This is a genomic window from Frigoribacterium sp. ME-P-080, from assembly GCF_030209595.1.
Taxonomy (GTDB): domain Bacteria; phylum Actinomycetota; class Actinomycetes; order Actinomycetales; family Microbacteriaceae; genus Frigoribacterium.
In genome coordinates, this window is sequence record NZ_JARVRR010000002.1 from 131,211 (window position 1) to 142,234 (window position 11,024).

The following is an 11,024-nucleotide window of genomic DNA, read 5'->3' on the forward strand; positions in this document are numbered from 1 at the left end:
TCGCGGTGCGGTGCACGGTACGCGGTGCGTTCGTCATCAGGAGGCGCGGTGCCGGTCAGGAGGCGCGGTGCCGGTCAGGAGGCGCGGCGCCGGTCACCGGGGGACGCGCGCGAAGGCGGCGCGCAGCCGGGCCCCGCGCCCGGGGTTCAGCTGCTCGACCCAGCCGATGCGCCCCCAGAGCTGGGCCGCGAAGTCCGGGTGTCCGGCCCGGTTCTGTGCCTCGAGCCCGGTGGTGGCGGCGTTGTGCAGCACGGCCCGCAGCCGGTCGTACTCGGAGCGCATCGTGTTCGTGCCCGCGTTGACCACCACGCCGGTGACGACCTGTCGCGTGGCCGCTCCGCGCACCCGGGTCTTCGTCGCGTTCAGCAGGTGTCCCTCGTCGCCGACGATGCGTCCGACGCCCCGCACGAACGCGTCGGCCCGCCCCGCCAGCGTGCCGTCGCCGCTGAACGCCAGGTCGTCGGCGTACCGCGTGTAGGTCGCTCCCGCGGCCCGGGCGTAGCCGGCGAGCCGCGAGTCGAGCCTCCGGACCGCCACGTTCGCGAGGGTCGGCGAGGTCGGGGCTCCCTGGGCGAGGTGGGCGGCCGAGAGCGCGTGACGCAGGGCGAACCGCTGCTCGGGGCTGCCGCCCGGCGGCATGCGCGACAGCACGCCCGGCGGCACGGAGGTCGTGCAGAGCCCGGTGAGCACGTGGGCGACGGCGTCCGGCAGGCCCTCGCGGCGCAGCGCACCGAACACCTGCCCGGCGGTGACCCGGGCGAAGAACGAGGTCAGGTCGAGGGCGATGACGACCTCTCGGCCGACGTGCCGTCGCGCGCCGGTGACGGCGCTGCGCCCCGGGACGAAGCCGTGCGCCGCGTCGTGCAGCGGCACCGCCGCCAGCACCTCGTCGAGCACGACGCGTTGCAGGTCGCGCAGGCGGAACCCGGGCACCTCGAGCAGCCGCGGCGTGCGTCCGGGCCGTGCCCGCCACTCGTACCGGTGGTGCTGCAGCGGACCTCGCTCGATCCGGCGGTTCCACCGGCCGGGGTCGGCGAACCAGTCGAGCTCGCCCACGGTCAGGTGCAGCAGTCGGGCGACGTCGGCCACGGTGCCCAGACGCAGGAGGCGCGGGTCGGCCGAGCGCGCCTCCTGCGTCACGGGCACGTGGTGGACGATGCGCAGGGGCCGGCCGCGCCTCCCGGCCTCGGCCACCGCCTCGGTGAAGGCCGGATCACGGCGGATGAGGGCGGTGAGCGTGCGGGGGTCGTCGTGCGGTGCCCGGGGCAGGGCGCGGACGAGGCCGCGGGCGAGCGGACGCCAGAACCTGGCCGGTCCGTCGACGGCCTCGCCTGCGGCGGCGGCCAGTGCGCCCACGGTCCACTCGGCCGAGAGCAGGGCGTCGGCGAGGGCGGTCGCGACGGCATCGGGGCCCGGGTCGGGCTCGCGGGCGCCCACGGCGGACGCGGGGGAGTGGGCGGTCACCCGGTGGTCGTCCGACCGCCGGCCGCGCGGGTCGCGGTCGGGTGCCGCCGGGGCGGGTGCTGAGTCCGTGTCGGGGGTGACCCGCCTGCGTCCGCGGCGGGTGCGGTGGGGTGGCTGCGGCGGTGCCTCGGCGACTCGTGCATCGGTGCGGGCCGCGAGCCGCGCGGAGCGCGGTCACCGGCCTGCGGAGCGGTGCCGTGGTCGATCTGCGTGCCCCGGGGTGGCCCCGGAGAGGACGGCACAGCGCGTGTGCCCTCCACCTCGCCGAGACACCGTCGCATGCCCACACGCTAACGGCGACCCCCGACGAACGCGATCCCCCGCAGGGCCCCCCCCCCCCCCCCCCCCCCCCCCCGGGCGGCCCCCCCCCCCCCCCCCCCCCCCGTAGGGCGGGGCCCCCCGCAGGGCTGAGCCCTGTGCGTGATCGGGCCCACGGGCCCGCGACGCGAAGGAGGCGCGGTGCCTGCTCTGCAGACACCGCGCCTCCTGTGCTCCCCGGCTCGTGCGCCGGGTCGATCGACCTAGTAGGTCTGGACCTGTGCCATGCCGGCGCTGAACGCCGAGATGCCGATGATGATGCCGCCGACGAGGAAGACGGCGCTGAGGATCACGCCGGCCAGGGCGAGGCCGTGGCCGCGCTCGCCTGTCTTCTTGATCTGCGACAGGGCGATCAGGCTGACGATGAGGCCGGCGAGGCTGAAGACGAAGGCCAGGATGAACCCGACGATCGCGAGGACGTTGTAGCCCGCGGCGGTGCCGGCGGACTGGGGCATGGCGGTGTTGTTGGACATGGGACTCCTAGGTGGTGTGACGTCCGGAGACGTGCAAGAAGAAAGTGACCGCTTCGAGACGAGAATGCCTCAAACAGACCGGTCGTGCACGGAAGTCTGGCAGAAAGGTGTGATCACGTGTGTCCGACGTACCGGCCGGCCTTGTGGTTCATCGCCAGTACGAGGTTCAACACGACGGCGCCGAGGGCCGAGAGCAGCACGATCCACGGTGAGACGACGGTCAGCGAGGTCAGCACGATGACCACGTCGAAGCCCATCTGGACGTAGCCGGCGCGCAGCCCGGCGCGTTCCTGCAGCACCAGGGCGAGGATGTTGATCCCGCCGAGGCTGGCCCCGTGCCGGAACAGGATGAGCAGGCCGACGCCGACGAGCAGGTTGCCGGCGAGGGTGCCGTAGATCGGGTCGATCCCGTCGATGTCGAACATCAGCGGGTGCAGGTACGAGAAGGCGGACAGCATGACGACGGTCAACACCGTGCGCAGGGTGAACGGCCAGCCCTTCTTCCACACGGCGAGCGCGAAGAACGGCACGTTGACGAGGACGAACAGCACGCCGAAGGTCCAGCCCGTGGCGTAGCTCGTCAGCAGGGCGAGACCGGCCGTGCCGCCCGACACGGCCCCGCTCGTCTTCAGCAGGAAGAGTCCGAACGAGGCGAGGAAGACGCCGGTCACGACACCCATCACGTTCTCGGCGAGCGTGTGTTTGTTGACGTCGACGGTCTCGATCGAGCCGGTCAGGGCCGGGTCGTCGATGCCGTGCCGGGCGGGGGCTGCGGCGTCCGGGGTCGCGGCGTCCGGCAGGCCCGCGGGGGAGGACTCGGGGGCGGGCCCGTCGTCGTTGCCGACGGCGTTCCGCTCGGAGCTCGCGGCGCGGGACATGCTCGCGGTCGGGGTGGGGGAGGAGGTGCGGGTGACGTCGTCGGCGCGGGCGGCGGGGGTGGTGCCGGGGCGCGACTCGTCGAGGGGTTCGTGGGTCACCGGCACATCCTGCCAGCCCCCTGTTTCGTGCACGTGACGCGCCGCGCGCCCGCTTGTCAGCCTGCCGCACCGTCGAGTGGACGTGACGCCGCCGCATGCCGCGGTGTCTCGTCCACACGGCGGTGTCCTTCCGGAGCGATCAGGCCGCGCCGCTCATCACCATGGCGATCGGCACGACGACGGCGATCAGACCGGTGACCGCCACGAGGGCGCAGAGCACCGGACGGCGGGTCGTCAGCGGGATGACCCCGGGCACGATGGCGGCGGCGTTCTTGCCCGAGAAGACCTCATCGGCCGGCATGATCGTGAGTCGTCCGTGCTGGGCGATCTCGAGCAGTTGTCCTCCGGGCCAGTTGGCCTCGGTGAGGACGAGTCGGCGGCCCTTGCCGTCCCGGACAGCGAGGTATCCGAGCGTCTGCACGCCCTGGTTGAGCATGCAGAGGATGCCCTGGTGGTCGCCGTCCAGGGCGACGGTCGTCGTGCGTCCCCAGCGCCGACGGGCGACCGCCGTGCCCGACATCGAGAGGGTCGTCGTCCGAAGGTAGATCCCCAGGCCCACGGCCATCACGACCACCCCCGCCACGAGGTAGGGCAGGGCGGAGACGCCCATCCTGTTGATGCACACGAGGAAGGCGAGGGGGACGAGGAACACCCTGCCCTTGGCCTTCGACCAGAAGTGCGACCACGTCGGTCGGTAGGTGACGGGGGTTCTGAGGGGAGTGGTGGTCATCGGTCTTCTCTCCGGTCGGACGAGGCGTGGGGGCTGCCCTGCCGGTCGGAGCGCGTCGCGGCGTCCCGTCATCCGACATGAGCAATGTCACCAACCTACCGAGCGTCGAGCCGGGCACGGCAGGGCTGTGGACAACCGCGACCCGCACCTAACGCCCCGCCACCCCCGGCCGATAGTCACCCGTAGCCGCTCAGGACGAGCAGCGACACCTGCCCCACGGATGGCGGCAGGAGACACAGACCTAGGACGGGCCGATGATCGTCGTCACGCGACTCAACGACAGCAGATTCGCTGTCAACCCTGACCTCATCGAGCGCATCCACGAGACGCCCGACACGGTCCTGATCATGGTCGACGGCGCCAAGTACGTCGTGACCGAGCCGATGGCCGAGGTCATCGAGATGATCGCCCGTTACCGGGCCCGCATCGTCTCGCTCGCCTACGACGAGCCGTCCGCCACCGCGCCGACGCCTCAGGCGCTCGGCAACCGCACCTCCACCGGCCCGCAGCTCGGCATCGTCCGCGGCTCGTCGGGTGCAGGAGGCGCGGGTCGCGTCACCGAGTTCCGTCCCGCCGTGCAGGCTCCCGCCGTCCACGCGCCGACCGCGCCGGCTGCGCCGTCCGTGCCGACCGCGCCGTCCGTGCCGTCCGTGCCGGCCGCATCGGCCGACACCACGCAGGGACGCTGACCGTGGATCCCGCAACGATCATCGGCATCGTCCTCGCCCTGGGTGCCCTCTTCGGCATGATCCAGCTCGAGGGCGTCAGCATCGCCGGGCTGCTGTTGCCCGCCCCGATCATCCTCGTCTTCGGCGCCACCATCGGCGTCGGCATCGCCGGCACGACGATCAAGGACGCGATCCTCAGCTTCAAGAAGATCTCCCGCGCCTTCACCGGCAAGGTCGTCCCTCCGCAGTCGGTCATCGACGGGGTCGTGTCGCTCGCCGAGAAGGCCCGCAGCGAGGGCCTGCTCTCGCTCGAGCAGGAGGCCGAGAAGCTCGACGACCCGTTCATGAAGGGCGCCCTGCAGAACATCGCCGACGGCACCGACGGCGAGGAGCTGCGCATCCTGCTCGAGGACGAGATGGAGTCCCGCCTCGCCGCCGACCGCACGGCCAGCAAGTTCTTCATGAGCCTCGGCGGGTACGCCCCGACGGTCGGCATCGTGGGCACGGTCGTCAGCCTCACCCACGTGCTCGAGAACCTCGCCGAGCCCGACGAGCTCGGCCACATGATCGCCGCGGCGTTCGTCGCGACCCTGTGGGGCCTGCTGACGGCGAACTTCCTCTGGCTCCCGCTCGGCGCGCGCCTCAAGAAGCTGGCCGACCTCGACGAGCTGCGCATGACGCTGCTGATGGAGGGGGTGCTGGCGGTCCAGGCCGGAAGCCAGCCGCGCCTCCTCGGCGAACGACTCAAGGCCATGGTGCCGACGCACGCGCTCGACGGCGGCGACGGCAAGGGCGGCAAGGCCAAGGCCAAGGCCGGCGCCAAGACCGGTGGCGACGACCAGGGGCTGGCCGCATGAGCGGGGCACGCGGCGGTCGCAAGAAGAAGGGGCACGCCGAGGACGAGCACCCCGACGAGCGCTGGATGGCCTCGTACATGGACATGATCACCGTGTTGATGTGCATGTTCATCGTGCTGTTCGCCATGTCGAACGTCGACCAGGACAAGTACATCGCCCTGCGCAACTCGCTCGCGACCGGCTTCGGCCAGACCGACGTGGGCAAGGTCGACACGGCCTCGGGCACCGTCGTGAACGCCGCCGACGTGACGAAAGAGGGCAAGGGCTACTCGTCGGGCGACGAGACCGACCTGAGCAAGGCCGCCGCCTCGGGGGAGGCCCAGACCGCCGAGCAGGCCGCCGCCGCCACGGTCGCGGCCCAGGGCGAGCTCGACGACCTCACCGCCATCAAGGCCGCGATCGCCGCGAACCTCGAGGGCTCGGGGCTCAGCGCCGACGTCGAGTTCGCCGTCGACGCCCGGGGTCTGACCGTCCGCCTGATCGGCTCCGAGACCTTCTTCGGCACGAACAGCGCCGACCTCAGCGGCACGGCCGTGAACGTCATGAACGCCATCGGGCCGGTGCTGAAGACCTCGGGTCACGACGTCTCGGTCGAGGGCCACGCCGACCAGCGCAGCTCGACCGCGCCCTTCGCGACCAACTGGGAGCTCTCCTCCGCCCGCGCCACCCAGGTGCTGCGCGACCTCGTCGAGCGGGGCGGCGTGGGTGCGGACCACATCCAGTCGGTCGGCTTCGGCTCGTCGCGTCCGCTCAGCACCGGCACGACCGACGCCGACCTCGCGTCGAACCGCCGCGTCGACATCGTCGTCCTGTCGAACCAGTCCGACACGGTGAGCGCGCTGCTGCCGCAGCTCGAGCAGGCCGCCGCCGCCGCAGGAGGCGCGGTGACCGACGGTCGCAACCCCACCGTCCAGCAGGCGGTCGACACCTCGACCACGGCCGAGTCGGGTGACACGTCGACGGCGGACGCCGCGGCCGAGACGAAGACCGAGACGAAGACCGAGAAGAAGACGGAGAAGAAGACCGAGAAGAAGGAGGAGTCCTCGGGCCACTGACCCCCGACGGGCCCCTCCGGCCCGGGAGCGCGACCCCGCGCCGCAGCACGACGACGGCAACCCAGTCCGGGGGGTACGACCGATCCTGGGCTAACGCCCAGGTGGGGCGGGCCGATAGCTCCGTCCGTGACACTCCTCGACGCCCCGACGGGCAGCAGCGCACCGACCTCGACGGTCGGTTCGTCGACGCGCCCGCAGAAGACCGTCGAGGTCTACGACTTCCGCCGTCCGACGACCCTCGCCCGTGAGCACTCGCGCGTCCTCGAGCTCGCCTTCGACACCTTCGCGCGGCAGTGGGGCACCCAGCTCACCGCCAAGGTCCGGGTGCTCTCGCAGGTGACCTGCGACCAGGTCCAGATGCTCACCTACGACGAGTACGCCTCGTCCCTGCCGCCGACCACCGCCATGGTGCTCTGCACCCTCGAGGGCGTCTCGGCGAAGGCCGTCATCCAGTTCCCGTCGTCGGCCGCGCTCACCTGGGTCAGCCACATGCTCGGCGCCGTCAAGCCCGCCACGCTGCCCGAGCGCACCTTCACGCCCATCGAGCAGGCCCTCGTGCGCCGCCTGATGGACGACGCCCTCGACGACCTGCGCTACTCGTTCGGCACCATGCTCGCCGACCCGATCAGCGTCGGCGGGTTCCAGTACAACTCGCAGTTCGCCCAGGCCGCCCAGAAGTCCGACCTGATGATCGTCGCCTCGTTCGAGATCCGCGTCGGCGAGCGCGTCGCGCCCGGCACGGTCGCGATCCCCGCCGACGTCCTGCTGTCGCAGCTGGGCGAGTCCAACCCGACGATCGACGCCGCCGACGCCCGCGACCTGCTCGGCGCCCAGCTGGCCTCGGTGCCGGTCGGCGTCTCGCTGACCTTCGCCCCCGCCGCGGTGCTGCCGAGCGTCGTGCTCGGGCTGGCCGTCGGCGACCTGCTGCCGCTTCCCCACCCGCAGCACCGCCCGCTCGAGATCAGCGTCGACGGCCAGCCCGTCGGCCGTGCCGCCGTCGGAGCCGCCGGCTCCCGTCTGGCCGGCATCGTCGTCTCCACCTCCCTCACCGGCACCGAAGAAGGAACCTCATGACCGGCACGACCATCACCCTGCACACCGCGGCGGTCGAGGCGCTGGTCGCCCAGCTGCCGACGCCCACGCCCCTGCGTGCCGTGGCCGTCGACCCGGCCTCCGCGCACGGCCTCCGCCTCGCGGGCCCGTCCGTCGTGGTCACGTCGTTCGTCGGGTCGGTCTCGGCCGACACCGCGGTCCTGCTGGCCGACATGGACCAGCTCGCCGCCGCGGCGGGCACCGACAACCCGATGGTCTCGGTCTCGGACGTCCTGCGTCCCGCGCTCGAGGCCGCGACGGGCGTGCTCGGCACCGGCGTGCTCGGCGAGAGCCGTCGCGAGTCGGCCGACGCGCTCCTGACCGACCCCGAGACGGTCGTCTTCGAGCTGACGGCCGCGGGTCAGCCCGCCGGCTGGTTCGCCCTGCGCCTCCGCGAGACCGGCACGATCGGCGGCTCGTCGCCCGTGGCGCCGACCGTGGGCGCGGTGTCGACCGGCAACCTCGGTCGCATCAACAACGTCGAGATGGCCCTGACGGTCGAGATCGGCCGCACCCGCATGTCGGTCCGCGACGTCCTGGGCCTCGAGCCCGGTGCCGTCATCGAACTCGACCGCTCGGCCGGCGCCCCCGCGGACGTGCTGCTCAACGGTCGCCTGATCGCGCACGGCGAGGTCGTCGTCGTCGACCAGGACTACGCCGTCCGCATCACCAAGATCCTCGACGTCGCCGACGGCATCGCCTGATCGTGGACACCGTCGTCGTCGGCCTGCGGGTCGTCCTCTCGTTGGGCGTCGTCCTCGCCCTGCTCTGGGTGCTGCAGAAGCGCCTGGTGAAGGGCGGTCGTGCGGGCTCCCGCGCCACGTCGCAGGTCTCGGTCGTCGCCCGTCAGGGCGTCGGCGCGAAGGCCAGCGTCGTGGTGGTCGACGTCGAGGGCGAGCGTCTCGTGCTCGGCGTCACCGAGTCGTCCGTGACCGTCCTCGCGGCCGCCGACCGTCCCGTCGACGCCGGCGCCCTGACGCTGGTCCCCGAGCCCGAGGAGTCCGCGACCGAGTCCGTCACGCAGGAGGCGCGGGTCACGTCGATCGCCCCCGTCGCGTTCGCGTCCGTCCTGTCCGCCGAAGGCGCCGCGGCCCGCGACGAGCTGCCCGCCCGCCCGGCCGACGCGACCCCCGTCGACACGACCCCCGTCGAGTTGCTGCGCCCCCGCGGCGCCGCCCGCCGTGCCGCCGTCTCGCGTCCTCGTGACCTCGACGCACGTCGTCGCGGTCGCACCGCCAAGTCGATCGAGGGCTCGATCCTCGCACCCGACACCTGGCGTCAGGCGGCCGCGGCCCTGCGCAGCGGACGAGCCGGATGACCGGCCGCCGGTCGTCCGCGTCCCCGACCCGCCCCTCCTTCGCGTCCGCCCTGCGTCGCCTCGTCCGCCCGACGCTGCGGGACGGCCTGCACGGGGCCCCCCTCGGCCGCTCCCTGGTGGCCGCACCCGCGCGCTTCGCCGACACGCGCTTCGCCCGGGCCGTCGTCGTCACACTGCTCGCGCTCGTCGTGGCGTCCGCCCTCGTCATGTTGATCGGTCAGCAGGCGAACGCGGCCCCCGTCTCGCCGACGGCCCCCACCGCTCCCACCGCCCCGGCCACGGACGGCACCGAGGCCACCACCGGCACGACCCCCACCGACTTCACCGACACCGACCAGACCACGTCGGACGGCACCGGCTCGGGCGGCCTGAGCATCGACATCAACGGCCCCGACGGTGCGCCCAGCCAGGCCGTCGTCACCCTGATCGGCATCACGCTGCTGAGCGTGGCGCCCGCGCTGGTGCTGATGATGACGTCGTTCACGAAGATCTTCGTGGTGCTCGCGATGACGCGGAACGCGCTCGCGCTGCCGTCGATCCCGCCGAACCAGGTGCTCGCGGGGCTCGCCCTGTTCCTGAGCCTGTTCATCATGGCTCCGATCCTGACCCACATCAACACGGACGCCGTGCAGCCCTACCTCGACGGCCGCCTCGACCTGCAGGGCGCGATCGACGCCGGCATCGCGCCGTTGCGGGAGTTCATGCTGGCCCACACCCGCGAAGAGGACCTCGCGCTGATGACCCGGTCGGCGAACCAGCCGAACCCCGACAGCCAGGCCGACGTGCCCATGCTGACGCTCATCCCGTCCTTCATGATCAGCGAGCTGCGCGCCGCGTTCATCATCGGCTTCGTGATCTTCATCCCCTTCCTCGTCATCGACCTCGTCGTCAGCGCCGCGCTCATGTCGATGGGCATGATGATGCTGCCGCCGGTGATGATCTCGCTGCCGTTCAAGATCCTGCTGTTCGTCCTCGTCGACGGCTGGGGCCTCATCATCAAGAGCCTCATCGAGAGTTACCAGGTGGGTGCCTGATGGATTCCAACGCCGTCCTCGACCTCTCGATGCAGGCCCTGATCATCACGGGCAAGCTCGCCGCGCCCGTGCTGATCACCTCGCTCGTCGTCGGTTTCGCGATCTCGCTGCTGCAGTCGATCACGCAGATCCAGGAGGTCACCCTCTCGTTCGTGCCGAAGGCCGTCGCCGTCGGCATCGCGCTCATCGTCACCGGCCACTGGATGATCAGCGAGATGGTGTCGTTCACGACGATGGTGTTCGACCGCATCCCCCAGCTGCTCAGCGGCGGGTAGGGACGCACCGTGTCGTTCGACCTCAGTTGGCTCGAGGCCACCCTCCTCGCCGCCGTGCGCATGACCGCGTTCCTCGTGATCGCGCCTCCGTTCTCGTACCGGGCCTTCCCGGCGAGGGTGAAGGCCATGCTCGGCATCGGGCTCGCGCTCGCCGTCGCGCCCCGCGTCGCCCCCGGCTACGTGTCCCTCGAGACGGGACCGTTCGTCATGGCCCTCGTGCTCGAGCTCGTCGTCGGCGCCGTGCTGGGCTTCCTGGTGTTCGTCGCCTTCGCCGCGGTGCAGGCGGCCGGCAGCCTGATCGACCTCTTCGGCGGCTTCACGCTCGCCCAGGCGTTCGACCCGCAGTCGATGGTCAACGGCGCGCAGTTCACCCGGTTGTTCCAGATGACCGCGCTCGCCCTGATGTTCGCGACCGGGGGGTACCAGCTGATCATCGGCGGCCTCACGCGGTCGTTCGACGCCGTGCCGCTCGGCCTCGGCATGGACCTCTCCCGTCCGGTCGAGCTGCTGACGACCGGCGTCAGCCAGCTCTTCCTCTCGACCATCCAGATCGCCGGGCCGCTCTGCGTCGTGCTGTTCCTCGCCGACGTCGGCCTCGGGCTGCTCTCCCGCGTCGCGCCGGCCCTCAACGCCTACGCGATGGGCTTCCCGCTCAAGATCCTCATGACCGTCATGCTGGCCGGCGGCGTCTTCCTCGCCCTGCCCGGCGTCGTGGCCTCGTTGACCGGCGACGCCGCCGACATGCTGCTGGGGGTGGGCTGAC

General features: G+C 72.0%; 13 protein-coding genes. 9 read left to right on the plus strand and 4 right to left on the minus strand.

Features of this window, described 5'->3' with window-relative positions:
- Nucleotides 1-93: 93 nt before the first annotated feature.
- From QRN23_RS02135 to QRN23_RS02150, 4 genes are all read right to left on the minus strand, one after another.
- Nucleotides 94-1,464, minus strand: coding sequence for a reverse transcriptase family protein (locus QRN23_RS02135; protein WP_285062319.1), 1,371 nt, complete (start codon nt 1,462-1,464; stop codon nt 94-96).
- Between the two features lie 521 nt (nt 1,465-1,985).
- Nucleotides 1,986-2,255 carry a DUF4190 domain-containing protein gene (locus QRN23_RS02140; RefSeq protein ID WP_054146307.1) on the minus strand — a complete coding sequence of 90 codons (270 nt, stop codon included), beginning with the start codon at nt 2,253-2,255 and terminating at the stop codon, nt 1,986-1,988.
- Nucleotides 2,256-2,368: 113 nt separating this feature from the next.
- Nucleotides 2,369-3,007: a YitT family protein gene (locus QRN23_RS02145; RefSeq protein ID WP_285062774.1), complete on the minus strand. Its 639-nt coding sequence runs from the start codon at nt 3,005-3,007 to the stop codon at nt 2,369-2,371.
- A 364-nt stretch (nt 3,008-3,371) separates the two neighbouring features.
- Entirely contained in the window at nt 3,372-3,962 is a 591-nt protein-coding gene (locus tag QRN23_RS02150) for a hypothetical protein (RefSeq protein ID WP_285062320.1), read from the minus strand.
- Between the two features lie 254 nt (nt 3,963-4,216).
- Between QRN23_RS02150 and QRN23_RS15440 the strand changes: the two genes are divergently transcribed.
- From QRN23_RS15440 to QRN23_RS02195, 9 genes are all read left to right on the plus strand, one after another.
- Nucleotides 4,217-4,651 carry a flagellar FlbD family protein gene (locus QRN23_RS15440; RefSeq protein ID WP_350224682.1) on the plus strand — a complete coding sequence of 145 codons (435 nt, stop codon included), beginning with the start codon at nt 4,217-4,219 and terminating at the stop codon, nt 4,649-4,651.
- A gap of 2 nt (nt 4,652-4,653) precedes the next feature.
- On the plus strand, nt 4,654-5,487 hold the full coding sequence (locus tag QRN23_RS02160; protein WP_285062321.1) for a motility protein A: 834 nt from the start codon (nt 4,654-4,656) through the stop codon (nt 5,485-5,487).
- Nucleotides 5,484-6,542, plus strand: a complete 1,059-nt coding sequence (locus tag QRN23_RS02165) for an OmpA/MotB family protein (protein ID WP_350224683.1) — start codon at nt 5,484-5,486, stop codon at nt 6,540-6,542. The genes QRN23_RS02160 and QRN23_RS02165 overlap by 4 nt, the downstream gene beginning before the upstream one ends.
- A gap of 126 nt (nt 6,543-6,668) precedes the next feature.
- The gene (locus tag QRN23_RS02170) at nt 6,669-7,616 is read left to right on the plus strand and encodes a flagellar motor switch protein FliM (protein ID WP_056043639.1); all 948 of its coding nucleotides are present in this window, start codon (nt 6,669-6,671) and stop codon (nt 7,614-7,616) included.
- Nucleotides 7,613-8,338, plus strand: coding sequence for a flagellar motor switch protein FliN (gene fliN, locus QRN23_RS02175; RefSeq protein ID WP_056043636.1), 726 nt, complete (start codon nt 7,613-7,615; stop codon nt 8,336-8,338). The genes QRN23_RS02170 and fliN overlap by 4 nt, the downstream gene beginning before the upstream one ends.
- Before the next feature lie 2 nt (nt 8,339-8,340).
- Entirely contained in the window at nt 8,341-8,952 is a 612-nt protein-coding gene (locus tag QRN23_RS02180) for a FliO/MopB family protein (protein ID WP_056043634.1), read from the plus strand.
- Between the two features lie 116 nt (nt 8,953-9,068).
- Nucleotides 9,069-9,986, plus strand: a complete 918-nt coding sequence (gene fliP / locus QRN23_RS02185) for a flagellar type III secretion system pore protein FliP (protein ID WP_502874808.1) — start codon at nt 9,069-9,071, stop codon at nt 9,984-9,986.
- Nucleotides 9,986-10,261, plus strand: coding sequence for a flagellar biosynthesis protein FliQ (gene fliQ, locus QRN23_RS02190; RefSeq protein WP_043596053.1), 276 nt, complete (start codon nt 9,986-9,988; stop codon nt 10,259-10,261). The genes fliP and fliQ overlap by 1 nt, the downstream gene beginning before the upstream one ends.
- 9 nt (nt 10,262-10,270) lie before the next feature.
- The gene (locus QRN23_RS02195) at nt 10,271-11,023 is read left to right on the plus strand and encodes a flagellar biosynthetic protein FliR (protein WP_255350769.1); all 753 of its coding nucleotides are present in this window, start codon (nt 10,271-10,273) and stop codon (nt 11,021-11,023) included.
- The last annotated feature ends 1 nt before the right edge of the window (nt 11,024 follow it).

Coding starts and splice junctions, on each gene's coding strand:
- fliN (WP_056043636.1), top strand. CDS start 7,613: ATGACCGGCACGACCATCACCCTGCACACCGCGGCGGTCGAGGCGCTG.
- QRN23_RS02150 (WP_285062320.1), bottom strand. CDS start 3,962: ATGACCACCACTCCCCTCAGAACCCCCGTCACCTACCGACCGACGTGG.
- fliQ (WP_043596053.1), top strand. CDS start 9,986: ATGGATTCCAACGCCGTCCTCGACCTCTCGATGCAGGCCCTGATCATC.
- QRN23_RS02165 (WP_350224683.1), top strand. CDS start 5,484: ATGAGCGGGGCACGCGGCGGTCGCAAGAAGAAGGGGCACGCCGAGGAC.
- QRN23_RS02140 (WP_054146307.1), bottom strand. CDS start 2,255: ATGTCCAACAACACCGCCATGCCCCAGTCCGCCGGCACCGCCGCGGGC.
- QRN23_RS15440 (WP_350224682.1), top strand. CDS start 4,217: ATGATCGTCGTCACGCGACTCAACGACAGCAGATTCGCTGTCAACCCT.